Origin of the sequence: Desertibaculum subflavum (assembly GCA_003576705.1) — a bacterium.
GTDB classification, from domain to species: domain Bacteria; phylum Pseudomonadota; class Alphaproteobacteria; order Ferrovibrionales; family Ferrovibrionaceae; genus Desertibaculum; species Desertibaculum subflavum.
The window spans coordinates 159,475-180,984 of sequence record QOZS01000001.1; the positions used below are offsets into that span (position 1 = coordinate 159,475).

18 protein-coding genes and 1 tRNA gene are annotated in these 21,510 nt (G+C 68.1%); 10 read left to right on the plus strand and 9 right to left on the minus strand.

Translation table 11 applies throughout. From position 1 onward, the window contains the following. Positions 1–35: 35 nt before the first annotated feature. Both DT074_RS00790 and DT074_RS00795 read left to right on the plus strand, forming a co-directional pair. Positions 36–1,961 (plus strand): sensor histidine kinase, encoded by a 1,926-nt coding sequence (locus DT074_RS00790; protein WP_119417881.1) that lies wholly within the window; start codon positions 36–38, stop codon positions 1,959–1,961. A gap of 10 nt (positions 1,962–1,971) precedes the next feature. Beyond that, the gene (locus tag DT074_RS00795) at positions 1,972–2,409 is read left to right on the plus strand and encodes an HIT family protein (RefSeq protein ID WP_119417882.1); all 438 of its coding nucleotides are present in this window, start codon (positions 1,972–1,974) and stop codon (positions 2,407–2,409) included. Between the two features lie 17 nt (positions 2,410–2,426). Here the strand turns inward: DT074_RS00795 and DT074_RS00800 are convergent, their stop codons facing one another. Continuing rightward, the gene (locus tag DT074_RS00800; protein WP_162914526.1) at positions 2,427–3,326 is read right to left on the minus strand and encodes a TrmB family transcriptional regulator; all 900 of its coding nucleotides are present in this window, start codon (positions 3,324–3,326) and stop codon (positions 2,427–2,429) included. Between the two features lie 296 nt (positions 3,327–3,622). Between DT074_RS00800 and DT074_RS00805 the strand changes: the two genes are divergently transcribed. Continuing rightward, complete coding sequence (locus DT074_RS00805) at positions 3,623–4,204, plus strand: hypothetical protein (protein WP_162914527.1); 582 nt, start codon at positions 3,623–3,625, stop codon at positions 4,202–4,204. Between the two features lie 124 nt (positions 4,205–4,328). Continuing rightward, positions 4,329–5,030, plus strand: a complete 702-nt coding sequence (locus DT074_RS00810) for a glutamine amidotransferase (RefSeq protein ID WP_119417885.1) — start codon at positions 4,329–4,331, stop codon at positions 5,028–5,030. A gap of 26 nt (positions 5,031–5,056) precedes the next feature. Here the strand turns inward: DT074_RS00810 and rnk are convergent, their stop codons facing one another. Next, on the minus strand, positions 5,057–5,479 hold the full coding sequence (rnk, locus tag DT074_RS00815; protein ID WP_119417886.1) for a nucleoside diphosphate kinase regulator: 423 nt from the start codon (positions 5,477–5,479) through the stop codon (positions 5,057–5,059). 396 nt (positions 5,480–5,875) lie between these two features. Between rnk and DT074_RS00820 the strand changes: the two genes are divergently transcribed. Genes DT074_RS00820 through DT074_RS00830 form a run of 3 tightly spaced genes read left to right on the plus strand, consistent with a single transcriptional unit; the run spans position 5,876 to position 9,359 of the window. After that, entirely contained in the window at positions 5,876–7,447 is a 1,572-nt protein-coding gene (locus tag DT074_RS00820) for a fatty acid--CoA ligase (RefSeq protein ID WP_438503657.1), read from the plus strand. Further along, positions 7,447–8,595: a CaiB/BaiF CoA transferase family protein gene (locus DT074_RS00825; protein WP_119417888.1), complete on the plus strand. Its 1,149-nt coding sequence runs from the start codon at positions 7,447–7,449 to the stop codon at positions 8,593–8,595. The genes DT074_RS00820 and DT074_RS00825 overlap by 1 nt, the downstream gene beginning before the upstream one ends. Next, positions 8,595–9,359, plus strand: a complete 765-nt coding sequence (locus tag DT074_RS00830) for a glucose 1-dehydrogenase (protein ID WP_119417889.1) — start codon at positions 8,595–8,597, stop codon at positions 9,357–9,359. Before DT074_RS00825 ends, DT074_RS00830 begins: the two co-directional genes overlap by 1 nt. Positions 9,360–9,370: 11 nt before the next feature. Here the strand turns inward: DT074_RS00830 and DT074_RS00835 are convergent, their stop codons facing one another. After that, the gene (locus tag DT074_RS00835) at positions 9,371–9,763 is read right to left on the minus strand and encodes a RidA family protein (protein WP_119417890.1); all 393 of its coding nucleotides are present in this window, start codon (positions 9,761–9,763) and stop codon (positions 9,371–9,373) included. Between the two features lie 155 nt (positions 9,764–9,918). Here DT074_RS00835 and DT074_RS00840 point away from each other — a divergent pair, with 155 nt between their 5' ends. Then, positions 9,919–13,200, plus strand: coding sequence for a coiled-coil domain-containing protein (locus tag DT074_RS00840; protein ID WP_119417891.1), 3,282 nt, complete (start codon positions 9,919–9,921; stop codon positions 13,198–13,200). Positions 13,201–13,244: 44 nt separating this feature from the next. Here the strand turns inward: DT074_RS00840 and DT074_RS00845 are convergent, their stop codons facing one another. Continuing rightward, positions 13,245–13,766, minus strand: coding sequence for a c-type cytochrome (locus tag DT074_RS00845; RefSeq protein WP_119417892.1), 522 nt, complete (start codon positions 13,764–13,766; stop codon positions 13,245–13,247). After that, complete coding sequence (locus DT074_RS00850) at positions 13,763–14,440, minus strand: PEP-CTERM sorting domain-containing protein (RefSeq protein ID WP_162914529.1); 678 nt, start codon at positions 14,438–14,440, stop codon at positions 13,763–13,765. The genes DT074_RS00845 and DT074_RS00850 overlap by 4 nt, the downstream gene beginning before the upstream one ends. 633 nt (positions 14,441–15,073) lie before the next feature. On the opposite strand from DT074_RS00850, the gene DT074_RS00855 reads away from it, so the two are divergent. Then, positions 15,074–16,507 (plus strand): tetratricopeptide repeat protein, encoded by a 1,434-nt coding sequence (locus DT074_RS00855; protein ID WP_119417982.1) that lies wholly within the window; start codon positions 15,074–15,076, stop codon positions 16,505–16,507. A 20-nt stretch (positions 16,508–16,527) separates the two neighbouring features. After that, a complete protein-coding gene (locus tag DT074_RS00860) occupies positions 16,528–16,956 on the plus strand; it encodes an META domain-containing protein (protein WP_162914530.1) in 429 nt (142 codons plus the stop codon). Positions 16,957–17,027: 71 nt separating this feature from the next. On the opposite strand, the gene DT074_RS00865 is transcribed toward DT074_RS00860, so the two are convergent. From DT074_RS00865 to clpX, 4 genes are all read right to left on the minus strand, one after another. Further along, positions 17,028–17,103: transfer RNA gene (locus DT074_RS00865), tRNA-Val, on the minus strand. 74 nt (positions 17,104–17,177) lie between these two features. Continuing rightward, positions 17,178–17,450, minus strand: a complete 273-nt coding sequence (locus tag DT074_RS00870; RefSeq protein ID WP_119417895.1) for an HU family DNA-binding protein — start codon at positions 17,448–17,450, stop codon at positions 17,178–17,180. Positions 17,451–17,623: 173 nt separating this feature from the next. After that, on the minus strand, positions 17,624–20,041 hold the full coding sequence (lon, locus tag DT074_RS00875; RefSeq protein WP_119417896.1) for an endopeptidase La: 2,418 nt from the start codon (positions 20,039–20,041) through the stop codon (positions 17,624–17,626). A gap of 177 nt (positions 20,042–20,218) precedes the next feature. Then, a complete protein-coding gene (gene clpX, locus DT074_RS00880; protein ID WP_119417897.1) occupies positions 20,219–21,481 on the minus strand; it encodes an ATP-dependent Clp protease ATP-binding subunit ClpX in 1,263 nt (420 codons plus the stop codon). Positions 21,482–21,510: the final 29 nt, after the last annotated feature.

Genomic DNA, 21,510 nt, shown 5'->3' on the forward strand with positions numbered 1-21,510 from the left:
GGCGGCTGGGGGGGGCGCCGCGGGGTGATTCTACAATGACGGTGGAAGGAAGCGGCGGAGCGGGGCGCATTCATTCGCGCCGGCGTCGTCTTGCCGTTCTGCTGGCAGGTTTCGGCCTCTCGCTGGCGCTGGCGGCGACCTTGTTCCACGTCACGCGGCGCGAGGAGCAGACCGAGCGCCAGGCTGCCACGCAATCGGTAGTTGCGGGCCTGCAATCCGCCCTGGAGCGGCAGATCACGTTCCTGGAGGCAATCCGCGGCTTTCTCGAGGCTTCCGACTTCGTCACCGCGGGCGAGTTCGACCATTTCGCCCGGCTGGATGGGCGCATCCGGGCCCAGGCCTGGTGGGCTGCGGTCGGCTGGGCGCCGAAGCTCGTCACCCCGGATGGCCGCCGCTACAGCTATCGGGACGAGAGCGGGACCTTCGAGGTCGAGAACGATCTCAGGCCGCCGGAAGGCGGCGACGCGGCTCCGGCCGGCAGCCATGCCTATCCCTCGGTCTATGTCGCGCCGTCGACCCGGCGTGGCCAGTATGCCGGCGTCAACCTGGCCGGACGCCCGGACTGGCGCGCGGCGATCGAACAGGCCGAGGCGTCCGAGCAGCCCGTCATCATCGAGCCGACGCGTGCGCGCATCGACGGCAAGGAGCGCGCGGCGCTGCTGGTCCTGGTGCCGACCCGCGGCACCGAAGTGCCACGGAGGTTCCAGGGCGTCGTGGTCGGCCTCTATGCCATCTCGGGGTTGATCGACGACTACCTCGCCGCGGCGGCCATCGGCTCGACTTACGATCTCGATCTCTACGAGGCCGACCGCCGCACCTTGCTGTTCAGCACCCGGGCCGGCGACAGCGTGACGGTGCCGCTCGGTCTGGGCACGATCGACGACGAGGCGGTGGTGCTCAAGCTCGGCGACAAGCGCTTCGTCGTCGCGGTGACGCCGGCCGGCGGGCAGGTGGATATCGCGTTGTGGTTCGGCGTCTCGGTGCTGCTGCTCGGCACCTCGCTCGCCTTCGCGCTGCACGCCTATCTTGCGCGGTCGGAAACCGAGTATCAGCGCATCCGCGCCGAGGTCGCGCGTGCCACGGCGGAGCTGAACCGCGCCAATGGCGAGCTCGCCACCCGCTCGCGCGCGCTGGAGCGGCTCGCCGCCGATCTCCGCCGCAAGACCCGCGATGCCGAGCTCGCCGACGCCGCGAAGACCATGTTTCTTGCCCATATGAGCCACGAGTTCCGCACGCCGCTCAACGCCATCCTCGGCTTTTCCGAGGTGATCGAGCGCCAGGCGCTCGGCCCGGGCGCGGCGAAGTACGTCGAGTACGCCGGCAATATCCATCGCAGCGGCGTCGAGCTGCTCGCCATCATCGAGGACCTGCTGGAGATGTCGCGGCTCGAGCTCGGCCAGGTTCGGCTGCGCGAGGAAGTGGCGCCGCTCGCCCGGCTGGTGACCGAGGCGACGGCCCAGCTCACGCATCTGCAGGCGGAGCACGAGGTCGGCATCGCCTTCCGCGGCATCGAGGCGCTGCCCGACATGCTGGTAGACCTGCGCGCCTTGCGCCAGGCCCTGGTCATCTTGCTGTCGGACGCGATCGGCCGCGCGGCGCCGCACACGACAGTGCCGGTGCAGGGTATGATCGGGACCGACGGCGACATCCGCATCGTCATTGCCGATCCGGACCGCGGGCCGCAGGAGGCGCTCGCGGCGGCGATCGGCCAGCCCGGGCCGTTCGATCCGTTCTGGCAGTCGCCGGCGCATCTCGCGCGGACCGAGCAGGGCCCCGGCCTTGGCCTCGTCATCGCGCGCCGCCTGATCGAGGCACATGGAGGCGTGATAGAGGCGGGCGGAAAGATCGAATCAGGCAAGGCGGAAGGCCGCGGGGGCAAGTCCGGCGCGGCCATCGTGCTGCGTCTGCCGGCTTCGCGCATCCGCCTCGCACCGCTCGCACCCTCCGCCGCGGGGGGCTAACCTTGCGGCGATGAGCACGCCGCCAACCGATCCCGATTGCCCGTTCTGTCGCATCGTCGCCGGCAGCCTGCCGTCGGCCCGCCTGTGGGAGGACGATCTCACCGTCGCCTTCCTCGACATCCGCCCGTTCAGCGAAGGCCACGCACTCGCGGTGGCGAAGGGCCACTGGCCCGATCTTCGCACGGTGCCTGCCCGGGTGATGGGTGCCGTGGCCGAAACGGCGCACCGTGTCGGCAACGCGGTCTGGCGTGTGGTCGGCGCCGACGGCTTCACTTTGATGCAGGCGAACGGCGAGGCGGCGAACCAGACGGTGCCGCATTTCCACATCCACCTGATGCCGCGCCGCGACGGCGATGGCGGCTTTCGCGCCTGGCGCGATGCCAAGCCCGCCGATCCGGCGTCGCTGCTGGCCCTGGCCGAAAGGATCCGCGCCGCGCTGCAGAGGTGAGGCGTGGGCCCGATTCGCTAGCTGCGCTTCTTCGCTCTCCTTTTCGCGGACGCGCCGAGCGGTTCCGTCTTCCGCTCCGGCGCCAGCAACGTCTTCAGCGCCGGCCGGTCGCGGCGCAGGCGCTGCAAGGCGGCGTCGCCCAGCGCGTCGACCATACAGCGGCCGAGGATGTCGGATCTGGCGCATTCCGCGGCCAGCAGTGCGAACACGCGGCTCTCGCTGCGGATCGCCTGGGTGTCGCCGAGATAGGTCTCGGCGGCGATCGCTTCGACATCGTCGCGGACGATGACGGCGAGGCGCCGTCCGGTGATCCGCTCCTCGGCCGCGGCGCCGAGCAGCGTCAGCTCATAGCTGTCGGGAATGCCGAGCGGAAAGCGGCCGCAGATCGCGACCTGTAGCTCGAGGCCGCGTGTTTTGGCCTGGCGGAGGGCCGGCGCCAGCGCGGCGAGCTGCGCGTCCCACAGCACCGCGATCAACCTGTGCTCGGCCCGGGCGATCAGCCGGCCCATCTGCTCCAGCACGTTGTCGGTGCCGTCGACGGTCCAGGTCAGCCCGGATGGCGGTGCTTCTGGCAGCGCTTCGAGCTCGGCTTCGACGGCGGCCAGCGTCTCCTCCGCCTGGTCGCGCAGCCGTGCCGTGAGGTCGCGATGGGGCAGTGCTGCATAGGTCACCGGCTGCGAGCGGCTGACCAGAACGGCGCCGCGGTTCGCGAGCTGGCCAAGGGTCTCGTAGATCTTCGACGTCGGCACCTGGGCGGCGCGGGCGATCTCATAGCCCTTGGCCGGCGCGCCAAGCTCGATCAGCGCCCGATAGGCCTTTGCCTCGTAGGCCGTGAAGCCCAGCGCCTGCAGTGCGGCGACGAGCCGGTTTGGCGCTCGGGCGGCGGATCTTCGGGCGGGGCGGGCGGCTTTCGGCATCAGCGGTCTCCACATCTGCGGCCGTTCCGTCGCAATTCCGGCATTGTTCGCGGAGCGTTCGGGTGTCGAGCCATGGCTATCGTAACGACTAAGGTAGTTATGCCAAGAAGCGGAATCGCCGTGGCTCCCCTCTGCCGGCATCGGCTGCCTTGTCGGTCGCAACAAATTGATTATAGCGCAAACTTATTGACGCGGCGCAGGCAAATTTGTATTCTTGGTTTGTTCTAAAGCGGGGTTTGCCAATGGACAAGGATACCGAAGCCGCCACCGAGGATGGCGGGATCAATGCCGAGATAATGCGTGAGATCGCCGCGCTCTCGTCCCTGTGGCTCGACGAGAAGAGCCTGCCCATCGAGATGCGCGCCCTGAGGGCGGCGCGGGAGCCGGATCTGTACGGCCAGGATCTGTCGCTGATGACCGCCCAGGAGGTGGCGCGGCTCGCGCCGGCCATCCAGGCGGAGACCGGAGTCGACCTGGTGGCCCTGCAGCAACAATTCGGCGGCCCCGCCGAGCCGAAGGCCGCCGCACCGGTGGCGCCGCCTGGGAAGCCGATCCGTGTGTCGGGCATGCGCGCGCCGCAACTGCCCTACCGGCACATTGCGCGCATGCTGGCCGAAGGCATGTCGGTGCAGCAGGCCGCTCGCCTGCTCGGTGTCAGGGCGCTGATGATCGAGCGCAACATCGGCCGCTCGGCCCGCTTCCGCGCCTGGATCGCCGCGGAGAAGCGCGCCATTGCGGACCGGGCCGACGCCGCCGCGAACTTCGCACGGGCGGAGGCCGCCGGTCAGTTGAAACGCGTGGCGCAGGCAGGCCAGCTCGCCCTGCATCCGCAGATCACTCGCCGAATTCTCGATTTCGGCGCCGGATCAAAGGGATGAGGCGCTCCGATACGGCAATGCGTGGGATGAAACTGGCTCGCACTGGCGAAAGCTGGTTCAAACTGGCGAAAGCCGGCATCGAACTGGCGCGAACTGCGTCGAACAGGAGAGAAGTGGAGCACTCTTGAACAAGCGAGCCCTGGCGATCCGCCACGTCGCCTTCGAGGATCTCGGCCTGCTGGCGCCGCTGCTCGCCGCGCGCGGCTATGCGGTCGAGTATCGCGAGGCGGGGATCGATGATCTCGGCGGGCCTGTCGTCCAGACGGCGGATCTGCTGGTCGTGCTGGGCGGGCCGATCGGCGTCTACGAGACCGGGAAATATCCGTTCCTGAGCGAGGAGATCGCCGCCATCGAACGCCGGCTCGCTGCCGGCCGCCCGATGCTCGGCTTCTGCCTCGGCGCCCAGTTGATGGCGCGGGCCCTCGATTGCCGCGTCTATCCGGGGCCTGCGAAGGAGATCGGCTTCGCGCCGCTCACGCTGACCGAGGCCGGGGCGGCCGGACCGCTCCGGCATCTGGGCGCGGAGCCGGTGTTGCACTGGCACGGGGACAACTTCGACCTGCCGCGGGAGGCGACCCGGCTCGCCTCGACACCGGTCTGCCGGAACCAGGCTTTTGCCCTCGGCACGAAGGCGCTGGCCCTGCAATTCCATGCCGAGGCCGATCTCGGCCGCATCGAGGCCTGGCTGATCGGCCACACGGCGGAGCTTGCCGCCGCCGGAATCGACGTGCCGACGCTCCGTGCCGAAGCGGCACGGGTCAGGACGGGCCTGCACACCCGTGGCCGCGCCATGCTGACCGCATGGCTGGACGCGGCGGGGCTGTGATGCTGGCTGCCCTCCGGCGCGGAGGATCAGGGCTGGACCCGGGTCACCGTCAGCCGGCGAACGATGCCGTCCCGGCTTTCCCAGTCGATGCTGTCGCCCTCGTTCATGCCGATCAGCGCCGCGCCGATCGGTGTCAGCACCGAGATGCGCCGGGCGCCGATATCAGCATCGGCCGGATAGACGAGGCGAACTGTCTGGTCCCGCCCCGAGGTCTCGTTGCGGAAGCTGACTTTCGAGCCGATGGCGACCACGGTTGGCGGCACCTGGTCGGGCTGACGGATCTCCGCCCGCTCGACTTCCTCCAGCAACTGGTGCGCCACGTCGGGCAGGCGGTACATGGTCTGCCGCGCCAGCGACTGAAGCCGCTCGTAGTCATCGGCGGCGATAATCAGACGGGGTCGGGCAAGACCGGTCGCGTCACCGCGTTGCGGCGCGAGGGCCATGTTCATGGGCGGATACCTCGTATTTGCGGCGGCCGGGCGAGGGTTCACTGTCGATGGCCCTGCCGGAGCACGGAATCAACGGTGGGGATGCGGCGCCCGATATCGGTGCGCTACGCAACCCAAGGATCGAAAGGGGTGGAGACGTCTGGTCCCCGGGCGGGGCGCGGTAAGCCTGCCGGCGCCCGGGGCAATCAGCCCGCGAGCAGCGATCCAGAATGATGCCGAAAACGGGCAAAGGTGGAAGCAGGCCGCATGATATGAAGAGATGGTGCCGGGGCGCAGGGTTGTCAAGGCAGGCCCGCGCGGCGCGTCGAACCGGACCGCTCCGTTCGGTGCTTGCTGCCCCTTGGGCGGCCTACCTAATATCGCGGCCGGTTGAGTGACGGGAGGAAACGCGGCGTGTTGCACCGCGACGAAGCATTCAAGCATCTCGCCGAGATCACGCGGCGGAATGCCGGCCTGCATGCCGGACGGACCGCCATTGTCTATGGCGAGGAGACGATAACCCATGCGGAGCTGCACGACCGCATCCTGCGCGTCGCCAACGGGCTGCTGGCCGAGGGCCTGAAGAAGGGCACCCGGTTCGGCTTGCTCGCCAAGAACGGGCCGGACTATTACGAGCTGTTCTTCGCCGGCGCGGAGACCGGCGCCGTGCTGGTGCCGGTGAACTTCCGCCTGGCCGGGCCGGAAGTCGCCTATGTGCTGAACGATGCCGGCGCCGAGGTGCTGTTCGTCGGCCGCGATTTCTACGACCTGATCGACGGCGTGCGCGACGAGCTCAAGACCGTGCGCCGCATCATCGCCATCGATGGCGGCCGGCGCGACTGGGAGCCGTTCGAGGACTGGCGCGGCCGGCAATCCAACACGCCGGTCGACGCGGCGATCGATCCATCGGATGTCGTCGTGCAGATGTACACCAGCGGCACGACCGGCCATCCCAAGGGCGTGCAGCTGATGCATTCCAACTTCCTGCACCTGACCGGCGACGCGGTGCGCAACTGGGGCAGCCCGTGGACGCCGGACGACGTCAACCTCGTCTGCATGCCGCTCTTCCATATCGGCGGCGGCGGCTGGGGCCTGGTCGGGCTCTATGCCGGCTGCGTCAACGTGATCGAGCGAGATTTCATTCCGGCCCGCATCCTCAAGGTGATCGAGAGCGAGAAGGTCACCAAGTCGCTGTTCGTGCCGGCCATGATCCTGTTCCTATGCGATGCGCCGGAATGCCGCGACACCGATTTCTCCTCGCTCGATATCGTCACATATGGCGCCTCGCCGATCCCGCTCGAGCTGTTGAAGCGCGCGGTGAAGACCTTTGCCTGCAAGTTCGCCCAGCTCTACGGGTTGACGGAGACGACCGGCGCCATCACCTACCTGCCGCCGGAGGACCACAGCGAGGCGGCTGGCGACCGCATGCGCGCCGCCGGCAAGCCGCTGCCCGGCTGCGAGGTTCGCGTTGTCGATGCCGCCGGCAACGACATGCCGCTCGGCGAAGTGGGGGAGATCGTCATCCGCTCGCCGCAGGTGATGAAGGGTTACTGGAATCTGCCGAAAGCGACGGAGCGCGCCATCCGCGGCGAGTGGTTCTACTCGGGCGATGCCGGCTTCCTCGACGCCGACGGCTATGTCTACATCCACGACCGGGTGAAGGACATGATCGTGTCGGGCGGCGAGAACATCTACCCGGCCGAGGTCGAGAGCGCGCTCTATGGCCATCCCAAGGTCGCCGACGTGGCGGTGATCGGCGTGCCGGACGAGCGCTGGGGCGAGAGCGTCAAGGCGATCGTGGTGACCAAGCCCGGCGAGACCTTGACGCCGGCCGAGATCATCGACTTCGCCAGGACGCGCATCGCCGGCTACAAGGTGCCGCGCTCGGTCGACTTCATCGAGGCTTTGCCGCGCAACCCGAGCGGCAAGATCCTCAAGCGCGAGTTGCGCAAGCCCTATTGGGCCAATCGAGAAAGGCAGGTGAACTGATGTCCGGACCCCTCACTGGCTACAAGATCGTCGAATTCGCCGGCATCGGGCCTGGCCCGTTCTGCTCCATGCTGCTCTCCGACATGGGCGCCGAGGTGCTGCGCCTCGACCGCACCGAGGATGCCGGGCTCGGCATCCCGTCCGACACCAAATACGCGCTGCTCAACCGCGGCCGCCGCTCGGTGGCGCTGAACCTGAAGAAGAAGGAAGCGGTGGAGACCGCGCTCAAGCTGATCGAGAAGGCCGACGGCCTGATCGAGGGGTTCCGTCCCGGCGTGATGGAGCGGCTCGGCCTGGGGCCGGATGTCTGCCTGAAGCGCAATCCAAAGCTCGTCTACGGCCGCATGACCGGCTTCGGCCAGGAAGGCCCGATCGCCCATGCCGCCGGCCACGACATCAACTACATCGCCATGGCCGGCGCGCTGCACATGATCGGCCGCGAAGGCTCGAAGCCCACGCCGCCGCTCAACCTGGTCGGCGATTTCGGCGGCGGCGCGCTCTATCTCGCCTTCGGCATGGTCTGCGGCCTGCTCGAGGCACAGAAGTCGGGCAAGGGCCAGGTGGTCGACACCGCGATGGTCGACGGCGCGGCGCATCTCACCACCTTCGCCTACGGCATGCTGCCGACCGGGCGCTGGGACGCGGAGAAGCGCGGCAGCAACATCCTCGACAGCGGCGCCCCTTGGTACGACGTCTATGAGACCAAGGACGGCAAGTACGTCTCGATCGGATCGATCGAGACCAAGTTCTATGCCGAGCTGATGCGGCTCACCGGTCTCGACAACGAGGACCTGCCGAAGCAGTGGGACAAGGCCGGCTGGCCCAAGCTGCGCGCCCGCTTCACCGAGGTGTTCAAGCAGAAGACGCGCGACGAGTGGTGCGAGGTGATGGAAGGCAGCGATGTCTGCTTCGCGCCGGTGCTGTCGCCGCTGGAAGTGGCCAAGCACCCGCACAACAAGCTGCGCGGCACCTTCATCGAGGTCGAGGGCGTGGTGCAGCCCGGCCCCGCGCCACGCTTCAGCCGCACCAAGCCGGAAGTGCAGCGCCCGCCGGCCCGGCCGGGCCAGCATACCGACGAGGCGCTGAAGGACTGGGGCTTCGCGGCGAAGGACATCGAAGGCCTCCGCGCCGCCGGCGCGGTCGGCTGATGGCCGAACCCCGCCTCGCCGGCAAGGTCGCGCTGATCACCGGCGCGGCCTCCGGCATCGGCGCGGCGAGCGCGCGGTTGTTCGCGGCCGAGGGCGCGAAGCTCATCCTGACCGATGTCAACGAGGCGGGGGCCAAGGCGCTGGCAGCTGAGATCGGCGGCGGTGCTCTCGGCTTCGAGCACGACGTCACCAGCGAGGCCGCCTGGGACATGGTGATGGCCGAGACCAGCGTCGCCTTCGGCCGGCTCGACGTGCTGGTCAACAATGCCGGCATCGGCCGCGCCACGCCGATCCTGGAGACCAGCCTGGCCCAATGGCGCGAGGTCATCTCGGTCAACTTGGATGCCGTGTTCCTCGGCTGCCGGGCCGGCATCGCGGCGATGAAGGAGAAGGGCGGCTCGATCGTCAACCTGTCGTCGATCCTCGGCCTGGTCGGCTCGCCGCTGACGGCCGCCTATGCCGCCTCCAAGGGCGGCGTGAAGCTGATGACCAAGACCTTGGCGCTGGAGGTGGCGCAGAACGGCTGGAAGATCCGCATCAACTCGGTGCATCCCGGCTATATCGACACGCCGATGGTGGCCGGCGCGATTTCCCGGGCGCCGGATGCGGCGCAGCGCAAGGCCTACCTGATCTCGCAGCACCCCCTCGGCCGGCTGGGCCGGGCCGAGGAGATCGCCGCGGGCATTCTCTATCTCGCCTCCGACGCGTCGAGCTTCATGACGGGGTCGGAGCTGGTGATCGATGGCGGCTATACGGCCCGCTAAGCCCGAAAGAGCTAGGCCTTGGCCGCAATCGCCTCGATCTCGACCAGGTAATCCGGTGCCGCCAGGCCGGCGACCACCAGCAGAGTGGAGGCAGGGCGGTAGCCGTCGACCTGGTAGCGGCCGCGCACCTCGCGGGCGGCCGGGATATAGTCCTTGCTGGTCAGGAAGGTGGTCACCTTGACCACATCCTCCAGCCCCATGCCGGCGCCCTTCAGGATGGCGACGATGTTCTTCCAGGCCTGGTCGGCCTGGGCGGCGATGCCCTCGGCGATCTTGCCGTCCGGCGTCACGCCGACCTGGCCCGAGACAGTGAGCCAGCGGGCGCCGGGCGGCACCTCGATGCCGTGGCTGTACGAAGGGCTGACGGGACCGGCGATGCCGGCGGGACTATGGACCTTGTGCATGGTTCGCTGCTCCCCGGGGTTGCACCGCCATTCTGCCCTGCCGGGCGAGCTAGCCGAAAGGGCCTATACATTTGACGACCTGCCGATTGACGCGGGGCCAAGGCGGCTCGATCATCCGCGAATCGAGCCGGAAGTTTTTGCCGGAGGAGAGGGTTATGGCGCTGGCCGAAGATGTCCGTATGCCGTCGGTCGAGGCGCGCGCCGAACCGGCGCCCAAACCGCTGCGGTCGAGCGCTATGGAGCGCCGCCGCTCGTTCCTGTTGGTGGTCGGTTGGAGCTTCACCATCCTGTGGGCGATCGGCGCGGTCTATTGGATCCAGCAGACCTGGGACTGGGCCGGCTTCCGCCGGTTGATGCCGCATGAATTCGCCGCCCTGGTCGCCGGCATCTGCCTGCCGCCGACGCTCGCCTGGTCGCTGATCACCTTCTCGCTGATCGGCATGGAGCGCCGCCGGCAGGGCTATGCCCTCGCCAAGGTCTTGAACGACCTCAGCTATCCGACGCCGCAGGCAACCTCCCGGGTGCGCGACATCACCGAGACGCTGGAGCGCCACACCAAGGCGGTGCAGGCACTGTCCGAGACCGCGGTCGGCGCCGCTTCCGAGGTCAGCGGCGACCTCGCCCGCATCGCCGGCGAGCTGCGCCAGACCATGTTCGACGGCTCCGAGGGCCTGCACAAGGCGGCGCGGCGCCAGACCGCCGTGTTGGACGCAGCCAAGGTCGACCATACCCGGGCCATGGACGAAGTGGCGACGGCGCTGGAGCAGCGCGCCACCACGGTCGAGACCATGATGCGCTCCAAGGCCGAGGAGCTGACCCGCATCGCCTCGGCCGTGGTGCTTCAGGGCAACGCGATCCACGAGGCGGCCAAGAAGCAGGCCGACCTGATCGGCGAGGCGGCGCAGTCGGCGACGGCCAAGCTCGAACTGGTGCGCGAGGCGCTGCGCGAGCAGGCGAGCACCTTGAATCAGGCCTCCGACCGCGCCATCACGGCGTCGCGCATGACCGGTGACGCGCTGAGCAGTCACGCCGAGGAATTCGCCCGCGCTGCCGAGGGCGCCGCCGCGCGCACCAAGGAGGCGATGGAGAATCTGAGCGCCCAGGCGATCGTCGCCGATACCCGCGTCACCACCCTGGTCGAGCGGGTCGATTCCGCGAGCGAGGCGCTCAGGCGCCGCGCCGAGGAATCGGGTGCGATCTCCGAGATGGCGGTGACCCGCATCCGCGAGGCGGGTGCGGCGCTGACCCGGCAGTCGACCGAACTCGACGCCACCTCCGAGCGGGCCAGCCGACGCATCAACGAGACGGGCGCTGTGTTCGACCAGCGCGCCCATGTGCTGGCGCGCGACACCGAGGTTCTGGGCAACAAGATCCAGACCATCACCAGCCTGATCGACTCCGCGGAGACGCGGGCGATCACGGCCGGCAGCAGCGTCGGCGAAGCGGTGCGCCAGCTCGACGGCGTCGCGACCACGGCGGAGACGCGCGTCCGCGATTTCGCCGAGACGGCGAAGCGCGAGGCGGCATTGCTCGCCGCGATGAACGAGCGCGCCCGGCTCGAAGCGGCGAGTCTGGTGGAGAATTATCGCAGCAGCGCCGAGGCGCTGACCGGCGCTGCGGGCAATGCCGGCGCCAGCATCGACCGTGTGGCCGAGGTGCTGGTAGAGCGCCAGCATGCGATCGACCGGGTCGCCCGCGAGGCAAACCGCGTCGCCGAGGATATCGGCGAGATCCTGAAGCGCGGCGAAGAAGAACTGATGTCGGCGACCCGCCGGGCCGAAGAGCAGACCATGGACGCAGGTCTGCGGCTGCGCCGGCAAGCCGAGGCGATCGACGAGACATCGGGCCTGGTGCAGGCAAGGCTGCGGGATTCGCTCGAGACCAGCCGGCGCCAGAGCGTCGAGCTCGATGCCGCCGCCGAGCGGGCGGCGCAGCGCCTGCGCGAGCTGAGCGAGGCGAGCCGGGCCGAGCTCCGCGAGCTGGCGCTGGCCGGCGACCGGGCGGCTCAGGGCCTCAGCACGGCAGAGGTGGCGGCGCGCGAGCAGATCCTCGCCTTCAACGAAGCGGCCGACCAGGCGCAGCTCGGTATCCGGCAGGCCGGTGCCGCTGCCACCGATCAGACGCGCGAGCTTGCCGACTTCACCAAACAGGCGGCAAGCGAGCTCTATGCGCTGGGCGACGGTGCCCGCGAGCGGACCGAAGAGCTGCGCGCCGCCGGGGTGTCGGCGCAGGGCGCCTTCGACGGCTTCCGGGCCGCGGCCGACCGCGCGGCGGAGGCGGCGCAGGCCGCGCTCGCGGCGACCGCGCAGTCGGATACCAATTTCGGCGCCACCGCCGCCCGCACCACCCAGGAGGCGGAGCGGCTACGCGACATCCTGCAGGCCCAGGCCGATGCGCTGGCGCGGGTGGCGAGCCACCTCTCCAGCCAGGCGGCGAATATCGGCGACACGCTGCGCGCCCGCACCGGCGAGTTGACCGCCGCCGCCGATCGCGTTTCCGAGGGCACCGAGGTCGCTTCGGTCGCCTTCCAGCGGCAGACCTCGGTCTTCGCCCAGGCCGGCGAGGCGGCCGAGGCGCGGCTGCGCGAGCTTGGCACCGTGCTGGACGAACGCTCGCGCGAATTCGCCCGCGTCACCGAGGAGACCGAGGAGCGCATCATCAGGACCGGCGACACCCTGCGCGGCAAGCGGAGCGACATGCTGGAAGCCGGGCGGGCCGTCGAGGCCGGCATCAGTTCCGCGGTGCAGGCATTCGAGCGCCAGGCCCAGGCGATCGAGGCGCGCGCCAAGATCATCATCGACCGCGTCGAGCAGGTCGGCGACACGATCGACCGCCGCACCGTGCTGCTCGACACCGCGAGCGAGCAGAGCCTGACCAAGGTCGCCGCCACCGGCGAGGGTCTGCAGCGCCAGGTCGAGGAGCTGGCGACCGCCGCCGACCGCGCCGCCCGCCGGGCGCAGGATTCGATCGATCGCTTCAAGGAGCAGGCAGCGCAGTTGAACAAGGCCTCGGCCGAGGTTTCGGCGCAGGAGAAGGCCTTGCGCGATACCGCCTCGGGCCTCCGCGCGGAAGGCTTCCTCAAGGCCGCGGCCTTCCTGACCGACAGCCTCAACTCGCTGTCGATCGACCTGACCCGGCAGGTCGACCGCAATCTCGCCGAGGAGCTGTGGACCCGCTACGTCAAGGGTGAGCGCGGCGTGTTCACCCGCAAGCTCGCCAAGACCGGCGATCTCGACCGGATACGGGATCGCTATCGCACGGATCCCGACTTCCGCCGCTACGCCGAACTGTATCTCCGCGATTTCGACCGTCTGCTGGAGCGCGCGCGCGATGTCGAGCACGAGGAGGTGCTGACCGCGACCTTCCTCACCGCCGATGTCGGCAAGGTCTACCTGCTGCTGAAGGATTCGCTCGCCGCCAAGCCGCCGGCGAGCTGAGGCGCGCCGGCGGCTGGCCGTTCAGGCGGGCGACTTGCCTTGCCTCATTCCGGGATGGCGAGCTTGAGGTAGGCCGCGCTCGGCTTCTCGGACGGCCCGACGATCCCGGGCGCCTTGTTGTGCACCGGCGGCATGCTCTTGAGATAGGCCGCCAGGGCCTTCGCATCGGTGTCGGTCAGCTCGCCGTAGCTGTGATACGGCATGATTGGGACCAGCAGGCGTCCGTCCGGCCTGGCGCCGGTGCGTACCGCCTTGATGATCTCCGCCGCGCTCCAGTTGCCCAGCCCGGTCTCGCGGTCCGGCGTCAAGTTCGGCGGATAGAATATGCCGACACCTGGAATCTCGAAGCCGATTTCCGATCCGGCTAGATAACGTAGCTGGTCCGGCTTTCCCACCAGCGCGCCCGGCGTATGACAGCCGCCGCAATCCATGATCCTGGCGAGATAGGCGCCGCGCTTCTGCTCGGCCGTAGGGCCGGGCTTGCCCTGCGCGAAGGCCGCCGCCACGGCAAGTGCCGCATAGCCGAGCGCGAGCGCGCCGGCGAGCGCGCCGGCCGCCTGCCTCACGACCGGCCCTCCCGCCGCGCCCGCGCAAGGCCGAGCAGCAGGAGCCCGGTGCCGGCGATCAGCAGGGCGGAAGGCTCCGGCACCGCCGCCGGCGCCACTTCCAGCACCAGCTGGCGCGTATGGTCGGCGACGAAATCCACCATGGTGAAGCCGAACACATACTGGTCGAAGATGCCGGCGATGCTGGTCAGCGCGCCGCCCAGCAGAAAGTCGCCGCCCGCCGCGGCGTTGAGCGCCGCCAGTGCCGCCGCGTTGAGGTCGATCTCGATCACCGTGCCGTTGTCGGCGGCGCTGACGCTCCTGGTGCCGAACAGGATGCCGGTGCCGAGATCGGCGAAGCCGGCGACACCCGCAGTCCCATCCAGGAAGGCGGCGGCGAGCGTCGTCACGTCGTAGAAGGCGAGCGTTTCGCTCGCCTGCGGCGAGACATAGCCGTGCAGGAATTGCGAGACTTCGGGATTGAAGAGCCGAAGCTTCGCCGCCGTCACCGTGCCGGTGACGCCGGAGAGGTCGAAGGCAAGGTAGCTCCGCCGCACCGTCTGGCCGAGCTGCCCGGTCAGGAAATTCTCCGTTGTGCCGACACGCGCGCCGGCCGCGTTGTAGGCGCCGGAGGCGGTGGCATCCACCGCGATGGCCGCGGCATGGGCGCCTGTCGGTGCTGCCAGGAGAGCCAAGGCGAGACCGCCGGCTGCCCAGCTCCACTTCGTCAACGTCGGGCTTGCGCCGTCCCGGCCACGGCCCGGAAGCGCAGGCGAGGCCTCAATCTGGACATTCGAGATCATGATAAGTTCCCCTTTGCTGGCGCGCGGCGAAGTTCCCCGGCGCGCGCGTCCGGGTGCGGGCGCGTTCCGGCGCCCTGACTTCTCGTTCGGTCGATGTGGCGGTTGGGTTCGCCGGCGCTCAGTGCGCCGGCGAACCCGCAACGCGGTGCGGGAGTGAAGCTATGCCGCAGGTCTTTCCGCGGCTCTCGCCGGTGTTTGCCGGAACTTTCCGGGAAAGCCTCGCCGGGCGCTGTCAACCGGCGGCGTCTCGACGGCGAGGAGCGGGATTGAATGACGGGCAGTCGAGGCGGGATCGGCGTTGAGCTTCGGCATTTTCGGGCCCCCGGGATCTGGTGGCCGGTTAGTTAGACGCCGGGGAAGCCGGCCAACAGCCGAAGTCTTGCAGTTCCGCTCTGCATTCTTGCAGAATGGTTCGATGTTCGAGCCGGATGATCCGAGGCTCTTCCTCGCCGTCGCGCGGTCCGGCAGCACGCTGGCCGTGAACAGAAGCCTGGGCGTCAATCGGACCTAGAAGTGGCGGCGATCATGGACGGCAGGAAGCAGGTTGCGGCGGCGATCCGGGAATACATCGCGCAGGCGCGGTTGTCGCGCGAGCAGTTCGCGCATCGCACCCGGCTCGGCAAGTCGACCATCGACAAGCTCCTGATCGGCCTGTTCTCGGACAAGACCCTCGCCGTGGTCGAGAGCCACACGAAGCTCGCGTTGCGCGGCCTGCTGGAGCAGACCCCGACGGAAGCCGCTATCCCGAAACCCGAGGTACCGGCGCGCGGGATCGACAAGCCTTCGATCGCCGTCTTGCCGTTTGCCAATATGGGCGCCGGCCCGGATGAGGAATTCCTCGCCGATGGCATCACCGAGGACATCATCACGGCGCTGGCGCGTCTCAGCTGGCTGTTCGTCATCGCCCGCAATTCCACCTTCGTCTACAAGGGCAGGGCGGTCGACGTGCGTCAGGTCGCTCAGGACCTTGGCGTTCGCTATGTGCTCGAGGGCAGCGTGCGCAAGGTCGGCCAGCGCATCCGCATCACCGGCCAGCTGATCGATGCCGAGGCCGGCAACCACATCTGGGCGGCCAAATACGACCGCTCCTTGCCGGACCTGTTCGCCGTCAACGACGAGATCGTCGACCGCGTGGTGGCCGCGGTTGAGCCGCATCTCTATGCGGAGGAAGGGATCCGCGCATTCCAGCGGCCGCCGGACAACGTCGACGCCTGGGGGCTCGCGGTCAGGGCGCTGACCCTGATCAACAGGGTCGATCGCAAGCAGAACGAGGAAGCGCAGGCGCTGTTGCGATCGGCGATCGATCTGGCCCCTCGCTACGGTCGGGCGCACGCCCTGCTCGGCTGGGCCAAGTGGTGGGCGGCGCTCTGCTATTGGTTTCCCGATACGCGCGAAGGCTATCGGCAGGCAGCGGCATGCGCACAGGATGCGCTGTCGTTGGATCCGGGCGATCCGTGGGCTCGTATGGTCGCCGGCCTTTGCCACAGCACTGCCGGCGGACATGACCGCGCGCTCGGAGAGCTCACGACCGCCCTCAAACTGAACCCGAGCTTCGCGCTCGGTCACATGGCATTCGGCTGGGCCCTGTTGCGCGCAGGGCAGTTTGAGCGGGCGATCGCGGAGACGCGGCTGGCGCTGGAGCTGAGCCCGCTGGACAGCTTCTCCGGTTTCTACACCGCCATCCATGGCCTCGCCTTGCTGGGTGCGCGCCAGTTCGATGAGGCGCTGCCCTATCTGCGCAGCTCAGTCGCGGCTTTCGGCGAATACGCCGGCCATTACAACACGCTGATCAGCTGCTGCGGGCATCTCGGGTTGCTCGGCGAGGCGAAGGAGTACATTGCCGCCCGCAACCGGGTCGGACCGCCGCTGCGCCTGGATGTGCTGAGGACCAACTTGGCGCATTTCGCGCATCGGGATACGTTCATCGAGGGCCTGAAGATGGCAGGCATTTCCGAGTAGATGGTTTTGGCGAGCCTGAATTGAACCCACTCCGCGATCCGCTCGTCATGGCAGCGCTCGGCGCCGGCCTGCTCGGCTGCGCCTCGCAGGCCGGCCGGCTGCCGGCGGAGATGCGCGAAGCCGCCTGGCATTGGACGGGCACGGCGGCGCCGGCCGACACGGTCACCGTCGCCGATCCGACGCGCTATACGCTGGCCTTCGTGCAGGAAAGTCGCGTCCATCTGCGGGCCGACTGCAATCGGGGCAGCGGGCAGTACACCCACGGTGTCGGTCGGCGGATCGCTTTCGGCCCGATCGCTCTCACCCGCATGGCCTGCCCGTCGGGCTCGCTCTCGGATCGCTTCGTCCGCGATGTGGAGCGGGCCGAGCGCTATGCGCTGACGGACGGAATTCTGCTACTGACGCTTCCGGATGGCGCGGGCACCATGCGGTTCATGCGGGCAGAGTAGCCGCGCCGGACGCTTTCTCGCCCTTGCCGCCTTCGCGCGGCTGCACCACGTGCAGCCCGCAGGGCTGAGCGTGGTGGGCGGTGAAGGGCTCGAACCTCCGACATCCTCGGTGTAAACGAGGCGCTCTACCAACTGAGCTAACCGCCCTGTGATCGGGCCGACACCAAACCGGCCGCCTCGCTGCGGCGGCCGGCAATGTCAGGGCCGCAGCCGGCGCAGCGTCAGTTGACGCTGTCCTTCAGGCCCTTGCCGGCGCGGAACTTGGGCTGCTTGGAAGCGGGGATCTCGATCTGCTCGCCGGTGCGCGGATTGCGGCCGACGGAGGCGGCGCGCTTGCTGACATTGAAGGTGCCGAAGCCGACGAGCCGAACCTCATCGCCCTTCTTCAGCGCCTTGGTGATGATCTCGAACACGGAATCAACCGCCCTTGTCGCGTCGGTCTTCGAGAGTCCAGTCTCCTCTGCGACCTTCGCGATGAGATCGACCTTGTTCACGGGCAGCCCCCTTCATTTGTTCGGATTTTCGCGCGGCTTTCGGCACTCGGCACCACGGCAAGGCGGGCAGGATAGCCCTGGCCCGAAAGCGGCGTCAAAGAGAAATAAGCACGGTTTCGTAGGGTTTTTCAGGCTCTCGGGCGCGCTCGACGGAACGCGCCCGAGGCCTTCTGTCAATGCGTCGTCACACCCAGATCGGCGTCGACATCGACGGCCGGACGACGCTGCGCCTTGGCGAGCTCTTCCTCCTCGTTCCACTCGACCGGCGTCGGCTCGCGCGTCAGCGCGTGCTTCAGCACCTCGTCGAGGTTCGAGACGGGGATGATCTCCAGACCCTTCTTCACGTTGTCCGGAATCTCCGCCAGGTCCTTCTCGTTCTCCTTCGGGATCAGCACCGTCTTGAGCCCGCCGCGCAGCGCGGCGAGCAGCTTCTCCTTGAGGCCGCCGATGGCGAGCACGCGGCCGCGCAAGGTGATCTCGCCGGTCATGGCGAGGTCGCGGCGCACCGGTATCTGCGTCAGCACCGACACGATCGAGGTCACCATTCCTACGCCGGCCGAGGGGCCGTCCTTCGGGGTCGCGCCCTCCGGCACGTGGATATGGATGTCCTTGCGGTCGAAGACCGGCGGCTTGACACCGAGCTTGAGCGAGTTGGCGCGGACATAGGACTTGGCCGCCTGCACGCTCTCCTGCATCACGTCGCCGAGCTTGCCGGTGATGGTCATGCGCCCCTTGCCCGGCGACATCACGGATTCGATCAGCAGCAGCTCGCCGCCAACCTCGGTCCAGGCGAGGCCGGTGACGATGCCGACCATGTCCTCCGCCTCGATCTCGCCGTAGCGGTACTTTCTGACGCCGGCATACTTTTCGACATTGGCCCGGGTGACCTTCACCTTGTCGGCCTTGCCGGTCATGATCTCCTTGATCGCCTTGCGGGTCAGGCTGGCGATTTCCCGCTCGAGGTTACGGACGCCGGCTTCCCGCGTGTAGTAGCGGATCAGGTCGCGCAGCGCGTCGTCGGTGATCGACCACTCGCCCTTCTTCAGGCCGTGCGCCTTGAGCTGCTTGTCCATCAGATGGCGCTTGGCGATCTCGACCTTCTCGTCCTCGGTGTAACCGGAGAGGCGGATGATCTCCATGCGGTCGAGCAGGGGCTGCGGCATGCGCAGCGTGTTCGCCGTGCAGATGAACATCACGTCCGACAGGTCGTAATCGACCTCGAGATAGTGGTCGTTGAAGGTGTTGTTCTGCTCGGGGTCGAGCACTTCCAGCAGCGCCGATGACGGGTCACCGCGGAAGTCCTGGCCCATCTTGTCCACCTCGTCGAGGAGGAAGAGCGGGTTGGACGACTTCGACTTCTTCATCGACTGCAGGATCTTGCCCGGCATCGAGCCGATATAGGTGCGCCGGTGCCCGCGGATCTCGGCCTCGTCGCGCACGCCGCCGAGCGACATGCGGATGAAGTTGCGTCCCGTCGCCTTGGCGACCGACTTGCCGAGCGAGGTCTTGCCGACGCCCGGAGGGCCGACCAGGCAGAGGATCGGGCCCTTCACCTTGTTGGCGCGCGCCTGGACCGCGAGGTATTCGAGGATGCGCTCCTTGACCTTCTCGAGGCCGTAATGGTCCTCGTTCAGGACCTTCTCGGCGGCGACGATGTCCTTCTTGACCTTAGAGCGCTTGCCCCAGGGGAGCGTCAGCATCCAGTCGAGATAGTTGCGGACCACCGTCGCCTCGGCCGACATCGGGCTCATCGACCGGAGCTTCTTCACCTCGGCCATCGCCTTCTCGCGGGCCTCCTTGGAGAGCTTGGTCTTCTTGATGCGGTCCTCGAGCTCGGCCACCTCGTCGCGGCCTTCCTCGTTCTCGCCGAGCTCCTTCTGGATCGCCTTCAGCTGCTCGTTCAGATAGTACTCGCGCTGGGTCTTCTCCATCTGGCGCTTGACGCGCGAGCGGATGCGCTTCTCGACCTGCAGCACGCCGATCTCGCTCTCCATCAGAGCGTAGACGCGCTCCAGCCGCTCGCCGACGCTGTCGAGCTCGAGCAGCTCCTGCTTGTCGGAGATCTTGAGCTGGAGATGCGCCGCGATGGTGTCGGCGAGACGCGAGGGATTGTCGATCTGGTTGAGCGAAACCAGCACCTCCGGCGGGATCTTGCGGTTCAGCTTCACATACTGCTCGAACTGCGAGATCACGGTGCGCGACAGCGCCTCGAGCTCGGTGGTCTCCGGATCGCGGTCCTGCACCGGCTGGGCGTGCGCCTGGAAGAATTCCTGATTGTCGGTGTAGCGGTCGATGCGGGCGCGGCTGCCGCCTTCCACCAGGACCTTGACCGTGCCGTCCGGCAGCTTGAGCAGCTGCAGCACCGAGGCGATGGTGCCGACCGAATGGATGTCGGGCGGGGTGGGGTTGTCCTGCGCGGCGTTCTTCTGGGCGACCAGCAGGATCTGCTTGTCGTCCTTCATGACGTCTTCCAGCGCGCGCACCGACTTTTCGCGGCCGACGAAGAGCGGCACGATCATGTGGGGGAACACCACGATGTCCCGGAGAGGCAGAACGGGGTAGATCTGGGTGCCTACTGTGGGGACGGACATAGCGGATACTCCTCGGGCCGCGGGAGTGAACAGGGTGAGGGCAAATCGCGGCCGAATCCGGGCCGCCGGGATTGGCGGCACCCCTCGAAGATGGCGTTTCGCCGGCCCGGCTTCAAGCCGGTCGGCCGGCTTTGGTAAACGGCCGGGCGCCGGGCACTGGGATCAAGACCCGTCCGGTCAGCCGGCGGTGGCGTCTTTCTGCCGTTCGGCATGCACATAGAGCGGCTTGGCGCGGCCCTCGACCACCTCGCTCGAGATCACGACTTCCTCGACCCCGCGCAGCGAGGGGAGGTCGTACATGGTGTCGAGCAGGATCGCCTCCATGATCGAACGCAGGCCGCGGGCGCCAGTCTTGCGGGCCAGCGCCCGGCGGGCGATGGCGTGCATGGCGTCCTCGGACATAGTGAGACGGACATCCTCCATCTCAAACAGGCGCTGATACTGCTTGACCAGCGCGTTCTTCGGACGGGTCAGGATCTCGACCAGCGCTTCGGCGTCCAGGTCGTGCAAGGTGGCGATCACCGGCAGGCGGCCGACGAATTCCGGGATCAGGCCGAACTTCAGCAGATCCTCGGGCTCCACCTCCTGCAGGATCTGGCCGGTCGAGCGGTCGTCCGGCGTGCGCACATCGGCGCCGAAGCCCATCGACGTGCCCTTGCCGCGGCCGGCGATGATCTTCTCCAGGCCGGCGAAGGCGCCGCCGCAGATGAACAGGATGTTGGTGGTGTCGACCTGCAGGAATTCCTGCTGCGGGTGCTTGCGGCCGCCCTGCGGGGGCACGGAGGCGACCGTGCCTTCCATGATCTTCAGCAGGGCCTGCTGCACGCCTTCGCCCGACACGTCGCGGGTGATCGACGGGTTGTCGGACTTGCGGCTGATCTTGTCGACCTCGTCGATGTAGACGATGCCGCGCTGCGCCCGCTCGACGTTGTAGTCGGCCGATTGCAGCAGCTTCAGGATGATGTTCTCCACGTCCTCGCCGACATAGCCGGCCTCGGTCAGGGTCGTGGCATCGGCCATCGTGAACGGCACGTCGAGGATGCGCGCGAGCGTCTGGGCAAGCAGCGTCTTGCCCGAGCCGGTCGGGCCGACCAGCAGGATGTTCGACTTCGCCAGCTCGACGTCGTTGTTCTTCTGGCCGTGGTTTAGCCGCTTGTAGTGATTGTGGACGGCGACCGAGAGCACCTTCTTCGCATGGATCTGGCCGATGACGTAATCGTCCAGGACCTTGCGGATCTCCTGCGGGGAGGGAACGCCGTCACGCGTCTTGACCAGGGTCGACTTGTTCTCTTCACGGATGATGTCCATGCAGAGTTCGACGCACTCGTCGCAAATAAAGACGGTCGGGCCGGCGATGAGCTTCCTCACCTCGTGCTGGCTTTTGCCGCAGAACGAGCAGTAGAGGGTGTTCTTCGAATCGCCGCCGGAGAGCTTGGTCATTTCCGGGATGCTCCTAACCGCACCGCTTT